The sequence below is a fragment of the Pseudomonas sp. GD03842 genome, from assembly GCF_029841165.1.
GTDB lineage: Bacteria > Pseudomonadota > Gammaproteobacteria > Pseudomonadales > Pseudomonadaceae > Aquipseudomonas.
This window is the reverse complement of the sequence record NZ_JAOCEA010000032.1, coordinates 1-22,935: the sequence shown is the minus strand read 5'-3', so window position 1 is coordinate 22,935 and position 22,935 is coordinate 1. Positions and strand designations below refer to the sequence as shown.

Annotated in this window: 20 protein-coding genes; 10 read left to right on the top strand and 10 right to left on the bottom strand. The window is 62.3% G+C overall.

Annotated features, from left to right (window positions below; all coding sequences use genetic code 11):
- Positions 1–212: 212 nt before the first annotated feature.
- Positions 213–614 (bottom strand): RidA family protein, encoded by a 402-nt coding sequence (locus N5D61_RS26315; protein ID WP_279894751.1) that lies wholly within the window; start codon positions 612–614, stop codon positions 213–215.
- A 228-nt stretch (positions 615–842) separates the two neighbouring features.
- Between N5D61_RS26315 and N5D61_RS26310 the strand changes: the two genes are divergently transcribed.
- Complete coding sequence (locus N5D61_RS26310; RefSeq protein WP_108238762.1) at positions 843–1,745, top strand: LysR family transcriptional regulator; 903 nt, start codon at positions 843–845, stop codon at positions 1,743–1,745.
- Positions 1,746–1,848: 103 nt separating this feature from the next.
- A complete protein-coding gene (locus tag N5D61_RS26305; protein WP_279894750.1) occupies positions 1,849–2,733 on the top strand; it encodes a hypothetical protein in 885 nt (294 codons plus the stop codon).
- Positions 2,734–2,773: 40 nt separating this feature from the next.
- On the opposite strand, the gene N5D61_RS26300 is transcribed toward N5D61_RS26305, so the two are convergent.
- The 7 genes from N5D61_RS26300 to N5D61_RS26270 all read right to left on the bottom strand — a co-directional run bounded on the left by N5D61_RS26300 (position 2,774) and on the right by N5D61_RS26270 (position 10,976).
- Positions 2,774–3,547, bottom strand: a complete 774-nt coding sequence (locus N5D61_RS26300; protein ID WP_279894749.1) for a class I SAM-dependent methyltransferase — start codon at positions 3,545–3,547, stop codon at positions 2,774–2,776.
- A 94-nt stretch (positions 3,548–3,641) separates the two neighbouring features.
- A complete protein-coding gene (locus N5D61_RS26295; RefSeq protein WP_279894748.1) occupies positions 3,642–3,830 on the bottom strand; it encodes a hypothetical protein in 189 nt (62 codons plus the stop codon).
- Entirely contained in the window at positions 3,815–6,157 is a 2,343-nt protein-coding gene (locus tag N5D61_RS26290; RefSeq protein ID WP_279894747.1) for an EAL domain-containing protein, read from the bottom strand. Before N5D61_RS26290 ends, N5D61_RS26295 begins: the two co-directional genes overlap by 16 nt.
- Before the next feature lie 76 nt (positions 6,158–6,233).
- Positions 6,234–7,028 (bottom strand): iron export ABC transporter permease subunit FetB, encoded by a 795-nt coding sequence (fetB, locus tag N5D61_RS26285; RefSeq protein ID WP_279894746.1) that lies wholly within the window; start codon positions 7,026–7,028, stop codon positions 6,234–6,236.
- Positions 7,025–7,720 (bottom strand): ATP-binding cassette domain-containing protein, encoded by a 696-nt coding sequence (locus tag N5D61_RS26280; RefSeq protein ID WP_279894745.1) that lies wholly within the window; start codon positions 7,718–7,720, stop codon positions 7,025–7,027. Before N5D61_RS26280 ends, fetB begins: the two co-directional genes overlap by 4 nt.
- Before the next feature lie 189 nt (positions 7,721–7,909).
- A complete protein-coding gene (locus N5D61_RS26275; protein WP_279894744.1) occupies positions 7,910–9,619 on the bottom strand; it encodes an amidase in 1,710 nt (569 codons plus the stop codon).
- Positions 9,620–9,812: 193 nt separating this feature from the next.
- Positions 9,813–10,976 carry an acyltransferase gene (locus tag N5D61_RS26270; RefSeq protein WP_279894743.1) on the bottom strand — a complete coding sequence of 388 codons (1,164 nt, stop codon included), beginning with the start codon at positions 10,974–10,976 and terminating at the stop codon, positions 9,813–9,815.
- A 352-nt stretch (positions 10,977–11,328) separates the two neighbouring features.
- On the opposite strand from N5D61_RS26270, the gene N5D61_RS26265 reads away from it, so the two are divergent.
- From N5D61_RS26265 to N5D61_RS26245, 5 genes are all read left to right on the top strand, one after another.
- Positions 11,329–12,339, top strand: coding sequence for a 2-dehydro-3-deoxygalactonokinase (locus N5D61_RS26265; protein ID WP_279894742.1), 1,011 nt, complete (start codon positions 11,329–11,331; stop codon positions 12,337–12,339).
- A gap of 1 nt (position 12,340) precedes the next feature.
- Positions 12,341–12,973, top strand: a complete 633-nt coding sequence (locus N5D61_RS26260; RefSeq protein ID WP_108238754.1) for a 2-dehydro-3-deoxy-6-phosphogalactonate aldolase — start codon at positions 12,341–12,343, stop codon at positions 12,971–12,973.
- Positions 12,974–13,053: 80 nt separating this feature from the next.
- Positions 13,054–14,202, top strand: coding sequence for a galactonate dehydratase (gene dgoD, locus N5D61_RS26255; RefSeq protein WP_108238753.1), 1,149 nt, complete (start codon positions 13,054–13,056; stop codon positions 14,200–14,202).
- Between the two features lie 162 nt (positions 14,203–14,364).
- Positions 14,365–15,672, top strand: coding sequence for an MFS transporter (locus tag N5D61_RS26250; RefSeq protein WP_279894741.1), 1,308 nt, complete (start codon positions 14,365–14,367; stop codon positions 15,670–15,672).
- Between the two features lie 63 nt (positions 15,673–15,735).
- Positions 15,736–16,548, top strand: coding sequence for an IclR family transcriptional regulator (locus tag N5D61_RS26245; protein WP_279894740.1), 813 nt, complete (start codon positions 15,736–15,738; stop codon positions 16,546–16,548).
- A gap of 125 nt (positions 16,549–16,673) precedes the next feature.
- On the opposite strand, the gene N5D61_RS26240 is transcribed toward N5D61_RS26245, so the two are convergent.
- On the bottom strand, positions 16,674–17,726 hold the full coding sequence (locus N5D61_RS26240) for an NAD(P)-dependent alcohol dehydrogenase (protein WP_279894739.1): 1,053 nt from the start codon (positions 17,724–17,726) through the stop codon (positions 16,674–16,676).
- A 178-nt stretch (positions 17,727–17,904) separates the two neighbouring features.
- On the opposite strand from N5D61_RS26240, the gene N5D61_RS26235 reads away from it, so the two are divergent.
- Complete coding sequence (locus N5D61_RS26235) at positions 17,905–18,810, top strand: AraC family transcriptional regulator (protein WP_108238772.1); 906 nt, start codon at positions 17,905–17,907, stop codon at positions 18,808–18,810.
- 110 nt (positions 18,811–18,920) lie between these two features.
- On the opposite strand, the gene N5D61_RS26230 is transcribed toward N5D61_RS26235, so the two are convergent.
- A complete protein-coding gene (locus N5D61_RS26230) occupies positions 18,921–20,585 on the bottom strand; it encodes an electron transfer flavoprotein-ubiquinone oxidoreductase (RefSeq protein WP_279894738.1) in 1,665 nt (554 codons plus the stop codon).
- Positions 20,586–21,112: 527 nt separating this feature from the next.
- Between N5D61_RS26230 and N5D61_RS26225 the strand changes: the two genes are divergently transcribed.
- On the top strand, positions 21,113–21,862 hold the full coding sequence (locus N5D61_RS26225) for an electron transfer flavoprotein subunit beta/FixA family protein (RefSeq protein ID WP_108238748.1): 750 nt from the start codon (positions 21,113–21,115) through the stop codon (positions 21,860–21,862).
- Positions 21,863–22,792, top strand: coding sequence for an FAD-binding protein (locus tag N5D61_RS26220; RefSeq protein WP_108238747.1), 930 nt, complete (start codon positions 21,863–21,865; stop codon positions 22,790–22,792). It abuts the gene before it with no gap.
- The last annotated feature ends 143 nt before the right edge of the window (positions 22,793–22,935 follow it).

Here is a 22,935-nt window from a genome sequence, read left to right as displayed (position 1 = left end):
ACCGGTGGGAAGGAACCCTGACGCAGTCAGGGCCAAACCAGGAGCAAGCGGTTTTCCTCCATTTTGCCAAGACAAAATGGAGTCGACAGTAGGGGGCGAAACCCCAGCTCCCAGCCTACGCGCCAACGGATCAGCCCCCAATTCCAGCCATACCCATAAAGCCATCAGTCCTACATCGAGGAACAATCAAAGGCAACGCAAGGAACTCGCCCTCAAGCCGAATTCCCTGGAAGCTTCGCAATCACCTTGATTTCAAAATCGAACCCGTACAACCAAGTCACACCCACCGCCGTCACCGTGGGGTAGGGCGCTTCGCCCCAGAACTCGGGAACAACGCTCCAAATGGTCTCGAAACGCGTCTGCGGATCCACGATAAAGACCTGCACATCGATCACATCATCGAACGTACACCCCGCTTCTTTCAGGATCGCATTCAGGTTGATGAACGCGCGCCTGACCTGCGCCGTGAGTTCGGGCTCCGGGGAGCCGTCCTCGCGGCTGCCCACTTGCCCCGAGACGAACAGCAGGCCATTGGCCTTGACCGCTGGGGAATAGCGGTTGCGCTCGTACAGCGCTTGCCGACCTGGTGGAAAAACAACCTCACGAACTGTCATGTGAATCTCCAGCAATGGGCCGAAACCGGCCCGTAATGAGGGCTGCGCAAGAAAGGTTCGGGTCGTGGGGCATGCCGGGAAAACGGCCACGCCCACGGCCCAGCGGCCTTACGTGCGTAGCCGGACGATGACGTGACTGTAAGGGGGTTGCATCGGCTCGATAAACGCGCAACCGTGTGCAGCACTGTTTGTGAATTCCAAACAATCCCATTGGATTGCGGAGGCGTGATGGACCGGTTCGATGCGATGCAGGCGTTCGTTCGTGTGGTCGAGACCGGCAGTTTCACCAAGGCCGCCGAAACCCTGTACATGAGCAAAACCAGTGTGACCCAGTTGATTCAACAGCTCGAAGCGCGTCTGCGGGTCAAGCTGTTGAACCGCACTACGCGCAAAGTCAATGTCACAGCGGACGGCGCCGCTTATTACGACCGGGCAGTGCGGGTGCTGGCCGACGTGGACGACGCCGAAACCAGCCTGTCCGCCGCCGCGGTGCTTCCCCGAGGGCGCCTGCGGGTCGATGTGCCCAGTCCCTTTGCCCGATTCATCCTGATCCCGGCACTGCCCGCGTTTTACGCGAAGTACCCGGATATCCAGATCGACTTGGGGGTCAGCGATCGCAGGGTCGATCTGATCGGTGAAAACGTCGATTGCGTGGTGCGCGGCGGCGAGCTGACGGATCAATCCCTCATGGCCCGACGCATCGGTGAGCTGCAATTGCGCGTTTACGCATCGCCCAGCTACCTGCAACGCGCGGGCACGCCGCACCATCCCCGCGATCTGGAAGACCCGCGCCATCGCATCGTCGGCTATCGGTGGGCGCGCACCGGCAAGCTGTTTCCCATCGTCACCCGGCGTGGCGACGAAACCGTTCCTGTACAGAGCCGCTACGCGCTGGCCGTTGATGACGGCAACGCTTACATCGCTGCCGGGCTGGCCGGTGTGGGCGTGCTTTGGCTGCCGACGTACATGGCCAGAGAGGCCGTAGAGAGGGGCGAATTGCTGCCGCTGTTCGAAGATTGGCAACTGGACACGATGCCAATGTTCGTCGCCTACCCACCCAACCGACACATCAGCCTCAAATTGCGGGTGTTCATCGATTGGATCGTTGGCTTGATGGCGGCGGTCGAGTGATGGCAAACCAGGTGCTCGACGAACGAACCGCACCTATTGGTCCCGTTCGGTTGATAATGGCCGGCTCAGCCATTCACTCAGAGACCTGCTGGCAGCCTGATTCATGAAAACAGCCGTAGAAACCCAGACCCACTCCCGCGCGCCTCGGCGCTTTCTGAAACTGTTGCTGACAGTGCCGAGTGCGCTGATCCTGATCGTGCTGGCTTTCTTCGCCTGGCAACAATTCTTTCCGGTGCAGGCGAGCGAGGGGTGGCGGTATCAGGTGCTCCACGACGATGTGTTCAAGGCGGCCTCGATGGTGATCAATTCGGACGGTTCCCTCGTCGTCAGCCAGGAACTGCGCGACGGCAAAGGCAGCATTTTGCGCATTCGCCCGGATGGTCACCGAGAGACGGTGGTGGGCGGCCTTTCCAAGCCCGACGGAATGGTGGCCGCTCAGGGGGGATGGGTGTTCAGCCAGGAAGTCGAAGGCGCCATGGTCAACTTCTTCAAGGATGGCCAGATCAAAGGGTTGTTCAAAGGCGCCAGTGTGCAAGGGCTGTGGAACGAGGGTGACGCACTGTATGCCATCGAAGATCGTAAGGGTGACGGCCGTCTGATGCGTTACCGGTGGAGCGACCAGTCGTTGAAAGTGCTGCGCAGCGGCCTTTCGGAGACTGAATCCATTACCCGCTGCACCGACGGGCGAATGCTTTACACCGAAAAGGAGAAAGGGGTGATTCACCAACTCACCGAAGACGGTCGCGACCCGGTGGTGCTTGGCGGTTTCAACCAACCGACCTTCCTGATGTGCGACCAACGTGGCTTGTGGATCAGCGAAGACTCGACCCACCGCGCGCGCCTGTTGCTCATCGACCCGCAGGGCGCTCAACACACCGTGTTGTCGTTTCTCAAGGCGCCGCAGGCCATCATTCCCACTGGCCGCGGCACATACCTGCTCGCCGAAGGCGGGCGCGACAGGATCCTGGAGCTGACGCCCGATCGCTGACTGGAAGTGCTACCTGCTCCAGCGCAGCAGCATCCCGGCCTCAATCCAATCGTCGACACAAGTAAGCTTGCGTCTGGTAGGGGAACTCAACCACCTCGCGCCCGCGCAGGGCTGGATGCGTCTGGATCAATTCGCGCAATTGCGCAGTGACCTCGGCTTTTTCAGCCTCCGGTAACGCGGCGATGAAGCTGACTGAAAGAAAGCGGTTCATGATCACGGTTTCCGCTGAGCCGCTGTGGTGATAGTTGAAGCAGGTCAGTTCGGGCTGGCCGAAGCAGTGTGAATCCTGGAAGGGGCGGCGCCACTGGCCGGTGTGGAAACGGGGTGTGTCCCCTTCGTAAGGCGTGATGATGCGGGTGATCTCGGCGACCCAGTCCACCGACTCGTCACGCACGTTCCACACCAGCCCCAGGCGTCCGCCGGGAACGAGCACCCGATGGATCTCGGCCAAGGCCGTGTCGTCAGCGAACCAGTGAAACGCCTGTGCGCAGACCAGCGCATCGACGCTGCCATCGGCCAGGGGCAGGGATTGCGCCGTGCCATCGATAACGGCAATGCGCGGCAATCCCCTGGCAAACTCGCGCCGCATGGCCTCGACCGGTTCCACCGCAATCAGACACTCGGTCAGCGGTTCCAGCAGCCGGGTGAACTTGCCCGTGCCAGCGCCCAGATCGACCACCGAACGCTGATCATCGATGCCCAACGTATGCCGCAGCCAGTGCCCCAGTTCATCCGGGTAATCCGGTCGTCCCTGGGTGTAGGTAGCGGCTTGCGTCGAAAAACCCACCTGTGCAGCGTTGTGAACGACTGACATGAACAACCTCCTGTGCGTGAGGAAAGGGCAGAAGGAGTATGGGCCAGTCGGGCGAACGATTCAGCTCGGATGGCGGTTTCTGACGCAATCTTCATCAGATGGAGGGTGCGCTTGCGATGGCGACACGTTCGCGGCGTGCCGCATTGCCACACAGAGAACGGTCATCGCTGCCTGCGAGGGTGAACGCACTGGCGCAGCCGTCGAGGTAGCGAACAGTGCCATCCGTCACTTCGATGCGGATCTGCGCGGGCTGGCCGATCAGCGACTTTAGCTCGGCACGCAAGTGGCGTTCGCGACGACACCGGCGGCTTCCAGAAAGGGAGGGTATTCGGCCAGTTGCGCGGGCGCCAACGGCCGGGCGAAGTGGTAGCCCTGGGCAACATCGCACCCTGCGAGCTTCAGGCACACCACCTGTTCGCGGGTTTCGACGCCCTCGGCCACCACGGTCAGCCCCAGGCGTTTGGCGAGAATGATGGTGGACGACACGATCGGGCTGTCGTCCGGGCTGTTGGACAACGGGGCGATCAACGCGCGGTCGATTTTCAGCTTGGTCAATGGCAACGACTGCAGATGGGCGAAGCCAGCATAGCCCTTGCCAAAATCGTCGAGGCTGATGTTCAGCCCGGCCTGACGCAGACGCTGCAACTGCTCGATGGCGCGGCCTTCCTCATCGAGCAGTGTGGTCTCGGTGATTTCCAGTTCCAGCCACTGCGGGGCCAGGTTGTGGCGGAAGAGTTTCCTCAGCACCCGGTCGCTGAAATCCGCCTGATGCAGTTGAATGGCCGAGACATTGACCGCCAGCCGCAGTTTGCGCCCTTCGGCGTGCCAACGCGCCAGCGTCTCACAGGCCAGCCGCAACACTTCCCAGCCCAGCGCGGTGATGAAGCCGCTGCGCTCTGCCAGCGAAATGAAGCGGTCGGGGTACAGCAGGCCGAACTCGGGATGCTCCCAGCGCACCAAGGCCTCGTAACCATCGACGATCATCGTGTCCAGCCGCACTTGCGGCTGAAAATGCAGAACGAACTGGCGCTCGTTCAAGGCGTGGCCGAACGCCTGTTCCAGGATGAATTCTTCGACGTCCGCCACGTTCAGCGACGGGTCGAAAAAGCGGTACTGGCCCCGACCTGCACGTTTGGCCGAGTACATCGCGGCGTCGGCACTGCGGATCAGGCCTTCGACGTCCTGGCCGTCGCGTGGGCAGATGCTGACCCCGACGCTGGGGCTGGTGGTGACTTCGTGCTCGCCCAGCGAGTAGATCGCCGACAGTTTCTGCACCAGCATCCGGACCCAGGCGTCGATCTGTTCCTCGGAGCGCTCGCCGGCCAGCAGCACGACGAACTCGTCGCCGCCGAATCGGGCCGCTTCGTCGTTGGGCTCCAGCAGGCGTTGAATACGTCCGGCCACGGCTTGCAACAACATGTCGCCGACCTTGTGCCCCAGCGAATCGTTGATCGATTTGAAGCGGTCCATGTCAATGAACAGAATCGCCATCAGCCGACGCTTGCCGCGCTGAGCCGACAGCGTGCGTGCGGCGACTTCAAGGAACTGGCGACGGTTGTGCAGGCCGCTCAGGTGATCGGTCGCGGCCGCATGGCTGCTGCGCCGGTGTGCGTCTTCGAGTCGGTCGATCAATTGCTGATTGACCTGCTGCGCCTGCTCCAAGGCGTTGAACGCCTCCTGACCCTTGCGCAACCCACGCAGTGTCCAGACCATCCCGCCGAGAATCAGCAGGGTCATGCACAGCGTCAGGCCCAGTTGCCGATCATAGGTCAGACGAGACGAGGCCAGTATTTCGTCCTGGCTCTGGCTCACGACCACGCTGAACCCGCGCTGGGGCACGCGCTGGTACAGGCTTTGGTAGTCGCGCGCGCCGCTGCGTTGAAGCAGTTGGCCGGTGGTGTCTGCGCCGCTGGACACTTCGGGAATCAACGGCACCCCCGACACGACGATGCCGGTATTGCTGATCCGCAAGCGTTCGTGGCCGGCGCCGTCGACCCATCGCATCATCCCGGTCTGGCCGAGGTCGAGGTGTTCGAACAGCGTCGCGAGATAACCCAGGTTCAATTGCACGACCAAGACCCGGTCCATGCTGCCGGTAGCCGTGTCACCCAGCGGTAACAGAAACGATAGGGGTGGGCGGGGTGGGGTGGCCTCGATCCGCTCTGGCAGCGAATCGGGCAGCAACGGTGTCAATCCGAACTGCGCGCTGTGCCGGTCGAGTTGCGTGAGCCAGTCGGTGGGCAACTGGCCCGGCGCATCGACGGTGGTTGCCGAAAGGAGGGCGCCGTCGCGGCTGTAGAGTGCCACGCCGTCGAACGCGGGGTCGTCGGCGAGCGGGCGTAGCAGCTCGGTGTGGCGCTCATCCAGGCTGCGCACATCGTCTTGGGAAAGGCGTGCGACGGCCTGGGCCCGGTCCATCCGTTGACGCAGGCTCTGCGCGGCGATGGTGGCCAGGTTAAGGTGTTCAACGGCCTTGGCCGCCAGCGCGTCGCGACCGGACATGGCTTTCTGCTGAGCACAGACTGCCCAGAGGAACAGCAGCGTCGCCGCACTGAGCGTGATCAGCAGCCATTGCAGGAAGTTGAGGGAAGAAAAGGATCGGCGGATCACCGTGTAAAGCCCCTGCCGCGAAGTGATGGCAGAGTAATACTGCTTTGTGACACCTGCGTGACCGGCCCATCGGGTATCACCGGCGGATGGACAACCGATGGCTAAGGAAGCGGTGGTCTGCCGAAAACAGTCGGCGGAAGGTCAGCACCACCGCACACACCGTGCCCAGGGCGGAACCGGCGGCAATCAGGAACATGATCACGATCTGGTAGCGCACCGCATCCACCGGGCTCTCTCCGGCGAGCACCTGACCGGTCATCATCCCTGGCAGGCTGACGATGCCGACCACGGTCATCTGGTTCAAGGTGGGCATCATGCCGGCGCGCACCGCCTGCCGCGCGGCGCGTTGTGCGGCTTCCCAGCGGCTGCCGCCGAGGGCGAGGATCATGTCGATGGTTGCGCGCCCCGCGACCAATTCCTGGGTCATGCGCTCGATGCCCAGTGCCACGGCCGTCAGGGTGTTGCCGAGGATCATCCCCAGAATTGGAATCGCGTATTGGGGCTCGTACCAGGGGCGGATCCGAATGATGACGAACAGGCCGATGGCGGCCATCAGCCAAGAGCTGCCCCAGATCGACACGATGCTGTCCAGCCATTGTCCAGCGTAGGTACGTTTGCCCCGACCCGCCGCTGAGACTCCGGCAATGAGCGTCATCAGGCACATCAGCGGCAGGACCACGTACCAATGTGCGTTGTCGAACACCCAGCCGAGCAGATAGCCAATGGCCGACAACTGGACGACCGTGCGCACTGCGGCCCAGAGCAACTGCCGGCCCAGGCCGAGCTTGAGCAGCAGTGAAAGGGCACCGTTGATCAGAATCAGTGCGGCGGCAATGGCCAGATCGAGGGGCGTCAGGTTCTGGTAGTTCACGGCTGCCGCTCCCGCAAGGCACCCTTGGCCATGGTGAGGTGCCGAGTGCTCATGCGTTCGGCTTGCTCGGGGTCGTGCGACACCCAGACATAGGCTCGGGCGCCAGCATCCGCTCTGAACCAGTGCAGCACCAGTGCCTCGACCGCAGCGGCCGATTGCGGATCGAGGGCGGACGTCGGTTCGTCGAACAACAGGACCCGAGGCTCCAGTTGCAAGGTGCGCACCAAGGCGACGAGTTGTGATTCTCCCCCGGAAAGCTCGGCAACGGAGCGGTTCAGGAACACTGGCTCCTTGCCCGCCTGAGCCAGCAGATGGGTTGCCCGTTTTAGGTCGAAAGCGCGTCCCTTCAAGCTTTTGAGGGAATAGGGCAGTTGCAGGTTGTCGAGCACCGACCCCTCGATCAGCGCCGGGCGCTGAGCGAGGTAGCTCACGCAAGTGCGAAAGGCGGGAATGGCGTCGGCGCGGAGCGGCCGCTGCAGCCACAGCAGCTCGCCACCGCTGGGCGCGTCGAGCAGCGCGAGGGTCCGCAGCAGCACACTTTTGCCCGAGCCGGAGGCGCCCGTGATCGCCACTTGGTCGCCTGGCATCAAGGTGAAGTGTGTGGGTTGCAACAGCAGGTCATGCCCGTCCGGCGCTAGACGACTCAAGTGCCGGGTTTCAAGCAGAGGAAGGGGGGAGGCGCTCGACGACACGGGACTTCCTTCTCAACGGGGGAACTGTCAAAGCAGTATTGCCCAGCCCGCGTACGCCGACCATCGTGTCGTTAGGGAAGGCCTTGGTGGCCGGGAGACCAGGTGCAATAGCGCCGCCTGCAACGCCGACGTACCTAAACGTCGAGCGTGCAGGCGCTTTCGGCGAGGCGCCCCACCCGCTTTGGCTGACTAGGCCGGGCCCAGCGGAGGGGTACGCGGCGGAATCAAACGCCTGTTGCCCGTCGACTCGAACGCCGCACCCAGTTTCAACAGCGCCGAGTCGTCGTAGGCGCGCCCGGCGAAGGTCAAGCCGACCGGCATGCCGATGTCCGCCATGACGCCCATGGGCACAGTGACCGTAGGGACGCCCAGATGACGAATGGCAAGGTTGCCGTTAGCCACCCACACGCCGTTGCTCCAGGCGATGTCTGCGGCTTGCGGGTCGACGTCGGCGTTGGCCGGTGCGACGTCAGCGACGGTCGGGAACAGCACCGCATCCAGGCCCAGTTCGTCCATCCAGTCTTCCAGATCCTGCTTACGTGTGCGTTCCAGGCCGCGCAAGCCGTCCGGCAAGGTAGGGATCTTGTCCCATGGCGTAATACCGCGCTCGGCCATGCGCACGTACTCGTCCATGCCCGCGGCCAGGTCGCCTTCGCGGTTGGGCAGGGTGCCGGGATCGTGGGGGAAGATGTTCGGGCCATCGACGTCCACCAGCCGGTTCAGTTTCGGGTCGTCATTGGCCCGCAGGAAATCATCGAACGCCCAGGCTGTCAGGTCCCACAGTTCGTGATGGAGGAATTCTTTGGAGACGATGCCACGGTTGTACACGGTCGGCGCACCCGGGCGGTCGCCTTCGCAATTGGAGACCAGTGGGAAATCCACCTCGATCACTTGGGCACCCGCCGCTTCCAGGGCCTGGCGCGCAGCCTCCCACAGTTCGATCACCGACGCCCGCGTGCGAATGCGCTGCCCAGTGGGACCGCCAATGCCGGGCGCTTCGCTGGTGCCGGCGTCGGGATCGGCATTGATGTACATGCGGGGAATGCCGAGGCGCTTGCCGGCCAGCGCTTCTGCGCCCACGCGAAGCGCTGCATAGGTGTCAGGGCGAACCGACGCCACCGACGGGATCGGAACCCAAGGCTGCATGCGCCAAAGATCACCGCGGGTGTCCGGGTCCGGCGCGACCACCACATCGAGCACCTCCAGCAGGTCGGCCATGGTCCGGGCGAAGGGCACGACCACGTCCATGGTGGGCGTCAGCGGCCAGTTGCCACGGACCGAGATCACGCCCCGCGACGGGGTGTAGGCGCACAGCCCGTTATTGGATGCCGGGCCGCGGCCGCTGGACCAGGTTTCCTCGGCCAGGCCGAACGCCGCGAAGCTGGCGGCCGTCGCGGTGCCCGCGCCGTTGGAGGAGCCCGATGCAAATGGCGCGGTCAAGTAAGCGGCGTTGTACGGGCTCTCCGCACGGCCATAAACGCCGCGCTGCATGCCGCCGTTGGCCATCGGTGGCATGTTGGTCTTGCCCAGGCAAATGGCACCGGCGGCGCGCAGACGCTCGATGGTGAACGCGTCGCGGTAGGCGATCAGGTCGGCGAAGGCCGGACTGCCCGAGGCGGCGGTCAGGCCCTTGACCAGGTAGCTGTCCTTGGCGGTGTAGGGAATGCCATCGAGCGGCCCCAGGGTGTTGCCGTTGGCCCGGCGTTCATCCGCCGCTTGCGCTTCCCGCAGCGCCTCAGGGTTACGCACCACCACCGCATTGAGCGCGGTGTCCGTGTCGGGGCCGTCATAGGCATCGATACGTGCCAGATAGGCTTCGACCAATTCCACGGAGGTGGTGCGGCCGGCCGCCAGGGCAGCGCGTAAGTCGGCGATGGAAACTTCGGTGACTTCGATCATGTTGCCACCGGCGAGAGAGAGGTGTTGATAGGGCTGTTCATGGTGCCTTCCTGTTCATGGCCTGCCGATGTCGGTCGAAGCAGGCTGTACGTGTCATCCGCGAGCGGAATTTAACACCAAGTCAGGCAGCGGAGGCAGAGGCAGTCGGCGCTCATCCATGAACCCTTGGACGGGAAAGGCGCAAAGGGCGCCTTCAGACCTGCGTCTGCGGCGGGTCGTCCTTGCGACGGCGCAGCAGGGTCCCGCGTTTCCAGTGCCAGCCAAAGCGTATTCCCGGCGCCTCGATGTAGCGATGGGTGAGCATCGACACCACGATGACCGCCACCACCACGAACAGCATGAGCAGGTTGTCGTTCAGGGTGCTCCCGGTGCTCAGGTAGCGCGTCATGAGCCCGCTGTCCTGCGCTGGCTTGTCGAGCAACAGTGGAAGACCGGCATATTTCGACGCCACCGCCAAGGCCGTCCCCAGGACGAAGATCACCGCCGCATGGGTCAGGTAGATCGACAGCCAGAGGTTACCGAGCGCTGGGAATAGCCGCAGGCTCAACAGCCGCGAGACGATCCCGGCTTCGTGGGAAAAGATCAGAATCGCCGCGCAGAACAGCAGGCCCAGTTCGACCGTTATCGGACCCTCGACTTCGGTCATCACGAAGCCGATCATCCCCAGGATGGCGATTTCCAAGGTGCTGCTCACCAGAGGGCCGGGGGCCGAGTCACGCAGGCGCACGTACAGGCGATAAGTGAAAGTCCCGGCGAAGAAGCACGCCGCCCCCCAGAGGACGTTGCGCGGAATCTGCGTGACATCCAGATACAACGCCACGAAAGCCGCCGCGCACACCAGCAGGCACAGCGTGCGTGCCAGCCCAGGCAGCGCAACCATCAAACATCCGAAAAGAAGCCACAAGTAGAACTGCACGCTGATCAGCCAGGCCGGGTAATTGAACGAGAGCGCATTGAAGGTGGGCCACCAGGCTTGAATCAGCAGCAGGTTTGGCAGGATCTCACGTGGCGCGCGGTCGCCGCTGAAGGCGGGATAGCTGAGGGACAAACCGTAGCGCTCCAGCAGCAGTTTCAAGCATTCGAAACCGATGAAGAACAGCAGCACGGCAACATGCAGCGGCATCACCCGGCAGACACGGCCGATCATGAAGTCCCTCAGTTCGCGTGTGCTGCTCAGGTAGCTGACATAGCGGCGATAGATGAGAAAGCCGCTCAGCGCGAAGAAAAATCCGGCGAACTGGCTGGCATTACGAAAAAACGTGAGCTCGGTGATGCTGCGTTCAATGTGCGAATGATGAACGACCAAAGCCACTGCACAGAGGCCGCGGAAACTGTCGAGCACGAGAAATCGCTTCATCTGACGGGTCCTTTTGTAGATGAGTGTAGAGCGTGGCTGGCAGCGAGCTATCCCGCGCGGACGCGCGCAGGCAAGGCAGATCACAGGCAGGAACACAGCGCGGGGAGGTTACCACCTTCGGCACGGACGGCTGATGAATGGTGGGGTTGGCTTGAGGAAGGGGCGCCAACTGCAGGGGAGTATGCCTCAGTCCACGAGGCGACTGCTAACCGGTGGTCGCGATGCTCGTCGTTCGGCTGCTTCGAAGGCAAATCCCATTATGTGGGATGCAAATTTACATATTGAGAATTAAGCACTCGGGGGGTTATAGTCCGACCACACCACCACCCATCAATAACAATCAGGTGAAGCCATGCAGGCGCAATTGATCGCGCTCGATTGGGGGACGACTTCCTTACGGGCGTACCGGCTCGGCGAACACGGCCGAGTGCTGGAACACCGCTCGCTCAACGCGGGCATCATGCAATTGCCGTCGACGCCTCGGTCCATCGCTGGACAACCCTGTACAGACGGATTCGAATTGGCTTTCGACGAGGCCTGCGGCGATTGGCTCGATGCCGAGCCCCACGTGCCGGTCATCGCCTGCGGCATGGTCGGCAGCGCCCAAGGCTGGCGCGAAGCGGCGTATCGGGAAACCCCGGCCAGCGTCAGCGCGTTGAGTTCCGCGCTGGTCACTGTGCGCAGCCTGCGCGGCGTGGACGTGCACATCGTGCCAGGTGTGCTGCAACGTTCGGCCCTGCCGAACGTGATGCGCGGCGAAGAAACCCAGGTACTGGGCGTCCTCAGCGCGCTGCGGAATCACTCATCTTCTTTACTGATCGGGCTGCCGGGCAGTCATTCGAAATGGGTGAGGGCGGTGGAGGGTCGCATTGAACATTTCGATACCTTCATGACCGGCGAGGTTTACGCTGCACTGTCCACTCACACCATTCTCGGGCGGACGCTTCAGCGCGGCGAGGCCTTCCACGAAGCGGCCTTTGATCGTGGCGTTGCGGTGTCGTGCTCACCCGAAGGCGCTGCCGGCCCGCTGTCGACCATTTTCAGCACCCGCACCCTGGGCCTGACGGGCGCGCTGTCCGCGACTGAACAAGCCGACTACCTGTCCGGGCTGTTGATCGGTCACGAACTCCTCGCGCTGGCCCAATTGCTCCACCGGTCCGGCGCTGAGTTGCCTGACGTGATTCTGATCGGCAACGGCCCGTTACTCGAACGTTACCAGCGAGCGTTGAACGCTCATGGCTTTGCTCAGGTGACGTTTGCCGAGCAGGCCACCGAACGCGGTCTTTGGCAAGTTGCACTGCAAGCCGGTCTGATCGCCCCTTTTTCCACCGTCGCGCCCCGGCGCCATCCCATCGAGAATTGACATGCTCAAACACGCCCTCGCGCAAAACGGCCTGGTCGCGATTTTGCGCGGCCTGCGCCCGGAAGAGGCCACGCAGATCGGTGAAGTCCTTTATGCCGCCGGTTTTCGGGTCATCGAAGTCCCCCTCAACTCGCCACAGCCCTACGACAGCATCCGCTCGTTGCGTCAGAGCCTGCCTGCCGATTGCCTGATCGGCGCGGGCACGGTGCTGACGCCGGATCAGGTGCGTCAGGTGAAGGCGGCAGGCGGGCAGGTCATCGTCATGCCGCACAGCGATCCCGAGGTGCTCCGGGCAGCCAAGGCCGAAGGCTTGCAGCTGTCCCCGGGGGTCGCCACGCCGACCGAAGCCTTCGCGGCATTGGCCAATGGCGCCGACGTCCTCAAGCTCTTCCCCGCCGAACAGATGAACCCCGCCGTGGTGAAGGCCTGGCTGGCGGTACTGCCTGCCGGCACGCTGCTACTGCCAGTGGGTGGCATCACCCCGGACAACATGCAGGTGTTCCTGGAAGCGGGGGTGGCCGGTTTCGGCCTGGGGTCGGGCCTGTTCAAGCCGGGCATGAGCGCGGCGGATGTCGCCGAGCGCGCCCAGGCGTATGTCGCGGCCTGGAACCGTCAGCGCCGGGCGAATGGCTGATGAACAGGCGTGGCCCCTGCTGACAGGTGGCCGTGACGCTGCGTTTTCGATTAGGCGTTTTCGAATAAGAGAGAAATGAAATGAAAATCACCAAACTGACCACCTTCATCGTGCCGCCGCGCTGGTGCTTTCTAAAGGTGGAAACCGACGAGGGTGTCACCGGCTGGGGCGAGCCGGTGGTCGAGGGACGGGCGCACACCGTCGCCGCGGCCGTGGATGAACTGTCCGATTACCTGATCGGCAAGGACCCGCGCAACATCGAGGACATCTGGACGGTGCTCTATCGCGGCGGCTTCTATCGCGGCGGCGCGATCCACATGAGCGCGCTGGCCGGCATCGATCAGGCGCTGTGGGACATCAAAGGCAAGGCGCTGGGCGTGTCGGTCAGCGATCTGTTGGGTGGGCAGGTGCGGGACAAGATTCGCGTGTATTCCTGGATCGGCGGCGACCGGCCGGCGGACACCGCGCGTGCGGCGAAGGAAGCGGTGGCCCGCGGGTTCACGGCGGTGAAAATGAACGGCACTGAAGAACTGCAGTTCCTCGACACCTTCGACAAGGTCGACCTGGCGCTGGCCAACGTTGCCGCGGTGCGCGATGCGGTGGGCCCGAACGTGGGCATCGGCGTGGATTTTCACGGTCGCGTGCACAAGCCGATGGCCAAGGTGCTGATGAAAGAACTGGACCCATTCAAACTGATGTTCATCGAAGAACCGGTGCTCAGTGAAAACTACGAAGCACTCAAGGAGCTGGCGCCGCTGACCAGTACCCCCATTGCGCTGGGTGAACGCCTGTACTCGCGCTGGGACTTCAAGCGCGTGCTGAGTGAAGGTTACGTCGACATCATCCAGCCCGATGCATCCCACGCCGGCGGCATCACCGAAACCCGCAAGATCGCCAACATGGCCGAAGCCTACGATGTGGCGCTGGCGCTGCATTGCCCGCTGGGACCGATCGCGCTGGCAGCCTGCCTGCAACTGGACGCGGCGTGCTACAACGCGTTCATCCAGGAACAGAGCCTGGGTATCCATTACAACGAAAGCAACGACCTGCTCGACTACGTCAAGGACCCGCACGTGTTCGACTACGAGAAGGGCATGGTGAGGATCCCCAACGGTCCGGGCCTGGGCATCGAGATCAACGAGGAATACGTCCAGGAACGCGCCGCTGTTGGCCATCGCTGGCGCAACCCGATCTGGCGCCACGCGGACGGCAGTTTCGCCGAGTGGTGATCAGGCTCGGGCACGCCGGGTGCGCTCGTCCCAGAGGGGACAGTGCGCATCCTGGCCGGCCCAGCCGCCTGGATCATCCGCCGTGGGAAGCCGGAAAAGGCCAACCCTACCCACCGCGGCTCTTGCAGACCTCAGACAACCATAAAAAGAGGCTCATCTCCCATGCGCACACAGACCTTGTCGCCGGCGCGGGCGATCACCGCCACGCCGACCCGCAAACGTTATTTCATCATGGTCCTGCTGTTCATCACCGTGGTGATCAACTATTTGGACCGTAGCAACCTGTCCATTGCCGCTCCGGCACTGACCCGCGAATTGGGCATCGACGCCGTGCATGCCGGGCTGATTTTCTCGGCCTTTGGTTGGACCTACGCTGCCATGCAACTGCCCGGGGGCTGGTTGGTGGATCGCGTGCCGCCGCGCATCCTCTATGCCGTCGCATTGGCGCTGTGGTCCATCGCCACGATATGCCTGGGTTTCGTCGGCAGCTTCGTCGGCCTGTTCGTGTTGCGTATGGCCGTTGGAGCACTGGAAGCCCCGGCGTACCCCATCAACAGCCGTGTGGTCACCGCTTGGTTTCCGGAAAAAGAGCGGGCCACGGCCGTGGGCTTCTACACCTCCGGACAGTTTGTCGGGCTGGCGTTTCTGACGCCGCTCCTCGCCTGGCTGCAGACCGCGTTCGGCTGGCACATGGTGTTCGTCGTCACCGGCGGCGTCGGTGTGCTGTGGGCGGTCATCTGGTACTGGGTCTACCGTGAGCCCCGTGATTTCAAGGGGGTGAATCAGGGGGAGATCGACCTTATCAAGGCGGGCGGCGGTCTGGTGGACATACAGGCCGAGTCGGCGAAATCCGGTTTCAACTGGGCCGATCTGGGCATCGTCCTGAGCAAGCGCAAGTTGTGGGGGATTTATCTGGGGCAGTTCTGCCTCAACTCGACGCTGTGGTTCTTTCTCACCTGGTTCCCGACTTACCTGGTGAAGTACCGGGGCATGGATTTCATCAAATCCGGATTGCTGGCGTCGTTGCCGTTCCTGGCGGCCTTCATCGGCGTGCTGTGTTCGGGCTTTTTCTCCGATTGGCTGATCCGTCGCGGCCATACGGTGGGCTTCGCGCGCAAACTGCCGATTATCGCGGGGCTGCTGATTTCCACTTCGATCATCGGCGCCAACTACGTGGAATCGACCCCTTTGGTGATCGCTTTCCTGGCGCTGGCGTTCTTTGGCAATGGGCTGGCGTCGATCACGTGGTCGTTGGTCTCGACGCTGGCGCCAGCTCGTTTGCTGGGCCTGACCGGCGGCACCTTCAACCTGATCGGTAACCTGTCGGCCATCGCCACGCCCATCGTGATCGGTTTCCTCGCGGCGGGTGAGTCCTTCGCCCCGGCGATCACCTACATCGCCGTGCTGGCGCTGCTCGGGGCACTGTCCTACATCCTGCTGGTGGGGAAGGTCGAGCGGATCGAGTTGTAAGGTTGGCACTACACAGGCTGGCGACGATAATGCCGCCAGCTTTCCGAATCGATAAGGCGCGACATGCACGACTCTTCCGACACCACGCCCACGCCGCCCGCCAGCAAAGACGCCGCCCCCACTGGCACGCAAACCCTGTTGCGTGGTTTGGGCGTGGTGCAGGCCGTTGCCCGCGGCGCCCGGGACCTCAAGGAAATCGCCCAGTCCATTGGTACCACCCGCAGCACCACGCACCGTCTGGCCAGTTGCCTGGTCGAGGAACGCTATCTGCGGGTGTTGCCACAGGTTGGTTATGTTCTGGGCCCCAAGCTGATCGAGTTGGGGTTTCAGGCGCGTGAGGAGCTGCCGCTGCCGATGTTGGCCCGGCCTTTCCTTGATGAACTGTCGGCGCTGACCGGCGACACAGTGCACTTGGCGATCCGTGAAGGCGATGACGTGCTGTACCTGCACAAGAATCCCGGCCGCAACGGCCCCGAAATGCGCTCCAGGGTCGGCCACCGCATGCCGTTGGCGCGGACCGGTATCGGAAAGGCGTTGTTGCTGGACAGCCCGGAAAGCGAATGGCGGCGTCTGTTCGAGATCAGCGTGCCGGAAGGAGGTAGAAACCCATTGTGGCCCGCCTATCAAGAGCAGACTTGGGAGCAGGTCTGCGCGCGGATGCACGACTACGTGGAGGGGGGCTACGCGTTCGATCTGGAAGACAACGAACCGTCGATCCGCTGCGTCGCGGCACCGATCCGGGACGCCAGCAAGCACATTGTGGCCGGTATCAGCGTCGCTGGCACCGTGCCCTATATGCCGTTGGAAAAGATGACCGAGCTGGTGCCGGTGATCAAGGACGTAGCGGCCCGCTTGTCAGCGGAACTGGGCGGATGATCCCTCATGCTCACCCAGACAGGATAAAGCCCATGCGATCGTCCTCACGCATCATGGGAGCACAGCGTCGATGACGCTGCCAGCGAGCGTGAGGGCGACCAGGGACAGGCAGTTCTCGGTGATGCTCAGGCCTTCAACGTTGCCATATCGATCACGAACCGATACTTCACGTCCCCGGCGATCATCCTGCTGTACGCTTCGTTGATGTGTTTGATGTCGAGCATCTCGATGTCGCAGCGGATGTCATGCTCGGCACAGAAGTCCAGGACTTCCTGGGTCTCGGCAATACCGCCAATCAACGAACCGGCCAGGACGCGACGCTTCATGACCAGATTGGCGGTGTGCAGGGCCGGGTCGACCGGTTCGATCAGGCCCACCAGAATGTGGACGCCGTCGAAGCGCAGGGTCTCCAGGTAGGGGTTCAGGTCGTGCTGCACCGGAATGGTGTCCAGCAAGAAATCGAATTGCCCGGCGGCCGCTTTCATTTGGGCTTCGTCGGTGGAGACGATCACGTGATCTGCTCCCTGACGCCGAGCTTCTTCGGCCTTGCTCGCGGAGCGGGTGAAGAGGGTCACTTGCGCGCCCATCGCCTTCGCGAACTTGATGCCCATGTGGCCCAGGCCGCCCATGCCCAGCACGCCGACCTTGTCGCCGGCCTTGACGCCGTAGTGCTTGAGTGGGGAGTAGGTGGTGATCCCCGCGCAGAGGATCGGTGCCGCGGAGGCCAGGTCGAGTTTCTCCGGAATGCGTACCACGAAGTGCTCGCTGACCACGATGCTGCTGGAGTAACCGCCCATGGTGTTGGTGCCGTCGATGCGATCGGGGGTGGCGTAGGTCAGGGTCGGGCCTTCCAGGCAATACTGTTCCAGATCCGCAGCGCAGGCTTCGCACTGACGGCAGGAGTCGACCATGCAGCCGACACCGACCAGATCGCCGACTTTGTGGCGGGTCACGTTGGCGCCCACTTCAGTGACCTTGCCGACGATTTCATGGCCAGGCATCAGCGGGTAAACGGCGATGCCCCATTCGTTGCGCGCCTGGTGAATGTCGGAGTGGCAGACCCCGCAGTACAGAATATCGATGGCGACGTCATCCGGACGCGGGCTGCGGCGGTTGAAGGTCATGGGGGCGAGGGGCGTGGTGGCTGACTGGGCGGCATAACCGATAGCTGTGTACATGGTGAACCTCGCTAGAACGTGAAAATAGAGGCTGTGCATTCTGCTCAGGGCTGCCGCCAGCGACCATGACCATTCCTACGCGTGTCATGCCTAATTCTCCGGAATCGCACCGACAGGGGCTGACTCTCGCCACGTATCTGCGATGATGGCAGTGTCTAATCCTATGTCCGGTCGTTCGATGCCCCTTTCTCTTCATACCGATGCCAATGACACGCTGGTGTCGCTTATCAAACCGCTGGCCACATGCCCTGGTTTTGTCGACACGCGCGTCGGCGGTGTCCAAGTCATGTCCTGGAATTATTACGTTGCCAGCAGCCCGCAGATTTACGAGCCGAGCCTGGTGGTGCTTGCCCAAGGCAGCAAACTGGCGCGTCTGGGGTCGCGCACGCTCGAATACGGAGCGGGCCACTATCTGGTCCAGGCGCTGTCGGTGCCGTTCATGTGCGAGACCTTCGCCACTGAAAACGAGCCGATGTACGGTGTCGCGGTGTCCATCGACCGGACCGTATTGAGTGAATTGGTTCAGTCCATGGGGCAGGCCCCCGGTGTGACGGTCAAGGCCCAGACGCCGGAATCCATGAGTTCGGCGGCCATGGATGAGTCGATGCGCGAAAGCGTGGAGCGTCTGCTGCGCTGCCTGCACGATCCGCTGGATGCTCAAGTGATCGGCGCCGCGCGGGTTCGCGAAGTGCTTTACGCCGCTTTGCGCGGGCCGCAAGCCGGTGTACTGAGGGCTCTGGTCGAACAACAAGGGCATTTCGCTCGAATTGCGGCCGCCCTCCAGCACCTGCGGGATCACTACAATGAGGCGTTGAGTGTCGACGACCTGGCCCGATGCGCCAACATGAGCGTGTCGACTTTCCATGAGCATTTCAAGCGCAGCACCTTGCTGTCGCCGGTGCAGTACCTCAAGCGGCTTCGGCTGCTCAAAGCGCAGCAGATGCTGATCGGAGAGGGACTGGGTGTGGCGCAGGCCGCGCACCGAGTGGGCTATCAGAGCACGTCGCAGTTCAGCCGCGAATACAAGCGTTACTTCGAGCGCAACCCAGGCGAGGAGGGGGCTTTACTGCGGATCTCGGCGTGAAGCAGTCACTTGTTGCAGGAGCGCGCCTCCCCGCAATGGCGATCTGTCGGCAACCGATGTGTTGACCGGCACGATGCTGTCGCGGGCAGGCGTGCTCCCCCAGAGGGCGCTTACATATTCGGGTAAGTCGGCCCGCCGGCGCCTTCCGGGGCCACCCACGTGATGTTTTGCGAGGGGTCCTTGATGTCGCAGGTCTTGCAGTGCACGCAGTTCTGCGCGTTGATCTGGAACCGCTTGGTGCCATCCTCCTGAGTCACCACCTCATACACGCCCGCAGGGCAGTACCGCTGCGCGGGTTCATCGTACTTGGGCAAGTTGACGTTGATTGGAATGCTAGGGTCCTTGAGCTTCAGGTGGCAGGGCTGTTCTTCTTCATGGTTGGTGCCGGAGATGAACACCGAACTCAGCTTGTCGAAGCTCAGCTTGCCATCGGGCTTCGGGTAGTCGATGCGCTTGGCATCGGCTGCCAGCTTCAGGCAGGCGTAGTCGGGCTTGTTGTCGTGCAGCGTGAATGGGATCTTGCCACCGAAGAGATTCTGATCGATGAAGTTGAAGGCGCCACCAAGAATCGGGCCGAACTTGTGGATCGCGGCGCCGAAGTTACGGCTGGCGAACAGCTCTTCGTGCAACCAACTGCCTTTGAAGGCTTCGACGTAGGCATTCAGCGCTTCACCGCCTTCGTTCCCTGCGAGCAGCGCATCGGCCACTGCTTCAGCGGCCAACATGCCGGACTTCATCGCCGTGTGGCTGCCCTTGATCTTGGCGAAGTTCAGGGTGCCCAGGTCACAGCCGATCAACGCGCCCCCGGGGAAGACCATCTTCGGCAGCGAGTTCAAACCGCCCTTGCAGATCGCGCGGGCGCCATAGCTGATGCGCTTGCCGCCTTCCAGGTATTGCTTGAGGACCGGGTGGTGCTTGAGGCGCTGGAACTCGTCGAATGGCGACAGGTAGGGGTTGGCGTAGGACAGGTCGACAATCAGGCCGACCACGACCTGGTTGTTCTCCAGGTGATAGAGGAAGGAGCCGCCGGTGTTCTCGGTGCCCATGACATCCAGCGGCCAGCCAGCGGTATGCACCACCAGGCCCTGCTGATGTTTCGCCGGATCGATTTCCCAGATTTCTTTCAGGCCGATGCCGTAATGCTGGGCATCGGCTTCGCTGTCCAGATTGAAGCGCTTGATCAATTGCTTGCCGATGTGGCCACGGCAACCCTCGGCGAACAGCGTGTATTTGCCACGCAGCTCCATGCCGGGGGTGTACATGCCTTCTTTAGGCTGGCCTTCGCGGTCGACACCCATGTCACCGGTGAGAATCCCGCGGACCACGCCGTTCTCGTCGATCAGCGCTTCCTGCGCCGCGAAGCCAGGGTAGATCTCGACGCCCAGGTTTTCGGCCTGCTGCGCAAGCCAGCGGCACAGGTTGCCGAGCGAGATGATGTAGTTGCCTTCGTTGTGCATGGTCTTGGGCACGAAGGCGCCTGGGACTTTGGTCGACGCCTCGCTGCTGGTCAGCACGAAGATGTCGTCACCTTTGACTGGCGTGTTCAGAGGGGCGCCGAGTGCTTTCCAGTCCGGGAACAGCTCATTCAGGGCGCGAGGTTCGAACACTGCGCCAGAGAGGATGTGGGCGCCGACTTCAGAGCCTTTTTCGACCACGCAGACGCTGATTTCCTGACCAGCTTCGGCGGCCTTCTGCTTCAGACGGCATGCGGCGGACAGCCCGGCAGGGCCGGCTCCGACGATGACGACGTCGAATTCCATAAATTCGCGTTCCACTGGCTATCTCCTGATCAAGGCTCGAACGGTATTTTTTTATAAGTCGTAAAAAACCGACACGAGGGAGGCTGTCATCCCGGTGTCATCTCAAAGGGGCGCATTATATCTACACCACCTCGGAGGTCCAATACAAACGTTTGTTTGAATCAGCTGAAACCCTGATAAACCATAGGGAGACGGCTCATGACTGGCATTTTTGTCGTATTGACCGGAATAGGTCTTCCGGTCAAGATACGGGCGGTTTTGCGCTTGCCGTAAGCTGATCAAGGGTCTGAGAGCCCCTTTGAAAACGGCACGAAAAGCCGTGCGGCGCGCCCCCTGAAGGCTGTCGCATCGGCGAGCGGGTGCAGTTTACACGCGCGGCCAGAATATGACGTGGGTTGCGGCGGGTGAGCGGTTGTTTTTTGCTGAACTCCCCGTTAAGCAACCACGAATACGCTGTTTTCAAAGGTGTTCTTTACACTGACGTGTATCCATCGCCAGCCGGGTCTGGCGACTTCTTTTCACCGGAGAGTACCGAGGAATCCATGAAGGTTCTTGTAGCTGTCAAACGAGTGGTCGACTACAACGTCAAGGTCCGCGTCAAAGCGGACAACTCCGGCGTCGATCTCGCTAACGTCAAAATGTCGATGAACCCGTTCTGCGAAATCGCCGTGGAAGAGGCCGTTCGCCTGAAAGAGAAGGGCGTTGCGACCGAAATCGTCGTCGTCACCATCGGCCCTGCCACCGCTCAGGAGCAACTCCGTACTGCGCTGGCGCTGGGCGCCGATCGCGCCATTCTCGTTGAAGCCGCCGAGGAACTGACTTCCCTGGCCGTGGCCAAGTTGCTCAAGGCCGTGGTCGATAAAGAACAGCCTCAACTGGTCATCCTGGGCAAGCAGGCCATCGACAGCGACAATAACCAGACCGGCCAGATGTTGGCCGCCCTGAGCGGTTACCCTCAAGGCACCTTCGCCTCCAAGGTCGAGGTGTCGGGGGACAAGGTTGCCGTGACGCGTGAAATCGACGGCGGCCTGCAGACCGTTTCGTTGAATCTGCCGGCGATCGTCACCACCGACCTGCGCCTGAACGAGCCGCGTTACGCATCGCTGCCCAACATCATGAAGGCCAAGAAGAAACCTCTGGAAACCCTTACCCCGGATGCGCTGGGCGTTTCCATTGCCTCCACCAACAAGACCCTGAAGGTCGAGGCCCCGGCTGTCCGCGGCGCCGGCATCAAGGTCAAGTCGGTTGCAGAACTGGTCGAAAAACTGAAGAACGAGGCGAAGGTAATCTAAATGACTATCCTGGTTATCGCTGAGCACGAAAACGGCGCGATCGCTCCCGCCACTTTGAACACCGTTGCCGCCGCCGCCAAGATCGGTGGCGATGTCCACGTCCTGGTGGCCGGCCAAAACGTCGGCACCGTTGGCGAGGCGGCTGCGAAAATCGCTGGCGTGGCGAAGGTGCTGGTCGCTGACCACGCGGCCTACGCCCATCAGTTGCCGGAAAACGTTGCACCCTTGATTGCCGAACTGGCTTCCGGTTACAGCCATGTGCTGGCGCCTGCCACGTCCAATGGCAAGAACACCCTGCCTCGCGTGGCCGCGCAACTGGACGTCGACCAGATCTCCGAAATCATTTCGGTGGAGTCTGCCGACACCTTCAAGCGTCCGATTTACGCCGGCAACGCCATTGCGACCGTTCAGTCGACGGCGGCCATCAAGGTCATCACCGTGCGCGCCACCGGTTTCGATGCCGTGGCCGCTGAAGGTGGCTCCGCTGCCGTCGAAGCTGTTTCGGCCGCTCACGATGCGGGCAAGTCGTCCTTCGTCGGTGAAGAGCTGGCCAAGTCCGACCGTCCTGAGCTGACCGCTGCCAAGATCGTCGTTTCCGGCGGGCGTGGCATGCAGAACGGCGACAACTTCAAGCATCTGTACGCACTGGCGGACAAACTGGGTGCTGCGGTGGGTGCCTCCCGTGCTGCGGTCGACGCCGGTTTCGTACCGAATGACATGCAAGTGGGGCAGACTGGCAAGATCGTTGCGCCTCAGCTCTACATCGCCGTCGGTATCTCCGGTGCGATCCAGCATTTGGCCGGCATGAAGGATTCTAAAGTGATCGTCGCGATCAACAAGGATGAAGAAGCCCCGATCTTCCAAGTGGCTGACTACGGTCTGGTCGCGGACCTGTTCGAAGCCGTACCGGAGTTGGAGAAGCTGGTTTAAACCCGCCGCCTGACTTATAAAGAGAACCCGTTCGTTTCGGGCTGTCCGACCGCGCTGATCATCGAGCTTCATTGATGTCGACGCGGTCTGCAGCCTTCGACGAGCGGGTTTTTTATTCGTTTGAAAGAAAGGAAGATGGCCAT

Coding starts and splice junctions, on each gene's coding strand:
- N5D61_RS26250 (WP_279894741.1), top strand. CDS start 14,365: ATGCGCACACAGACCTTGTCGCCGGCGCGGGCGATCACCGCCACGCCG.
- dgoD (WP_108238753.1), top strand. CDS start 13,054: ATGAAAATCACCAAACTGACCACCTTCATCGTGCCGCCGCGCTGGTGC.
- N5D61_RS26260 (WP_108238754.1), top strand. CDS start 12,341: ATGCTCAAACACGCCCTCGCGCAAAACGGCCTGGTCGCGATTTTGCGC.
- N5D61_RS26245 (WP_279894740.1), top strand. CDS start 15,736: ATGCACGACTCTTCCGACACCACGCCCACGCCGCCCGCCAGCAAAGAC.
- N5D61_RS26305 (WP_279894750.1), top strand. CDS start 1,849: ATGAAAACAGCCGTAGAAACCCAGACCCACTCCCGCGCGCCTCGGCGC.
- N5D61_RS26270 (WP_279894743.1), bottom strand. CDS start 10,976: ATGAAGCGATTTCTCGTGCTCGACAGTTTCCGCGGCCTCTGTGCAGTG.
- N5D61_RS26220 (WP_108238747.1), top strand. CDS start 21,863: ATGACTATCCTGGTTATCGCTGAGCACGAAAACGGCGCGATCGCTCCC.
- N5D61_RS26275 (WP_279894744.1), bottom strand. CDS start 9,619: ATGATCGAAGTCACCGAAGTTTCCATCGCCGACTTACGCGCTGCCCTG.
- N5D61_RS26300 (WP_279894749.1), bottom strand. CDS start 3,547: ATGTCAGTCGTTCACAACGCTGCACAGGTGGGTTTTTCGACGCAAGCC.
- N5D61_RS26265 (WP_279894742.1), top strand. CDS start 11,329: ATGCAGGCGCAATTGATCGCGCTCGATTGGGGGACGACTTCCTTACGG.
- N5D61_RS26225 (WP_108238748.1), top strand. CDS start 21,113: ATGAAGGTTCTTGTAGCTGTCAAACGAGTGGTCGACTACAACGTCAAG.
- N5D61_RS26315 (WP_279894751.1), bottom strand. CDS start 614: ATGACAGTTCGTGAGGTTGTTTTTCCACCAGGTCGGCAAGCGCTGTAC.
- N5D61_RS26240 (WP_279894739.1), bottom strand. CDS start 17,726: ATGTACACAGCTATCGGTTATGCCGCCCAGTCAGCCACCACGCCCCTC.
- N5D61_RS26235 (WP_108238772.1), top strand. CDS start 17,905: ATGCCCCTTTCTCTTCATACCGATGCCAATGACACGCTGGTGTCGCTT.
- N5D61_RS26310 (WP_108238762.1), top strand. CDS start 843: ATGGACCGGTTCGATGCGATGCAGGCGTTCGTTCGTGTGGTCGAGACC.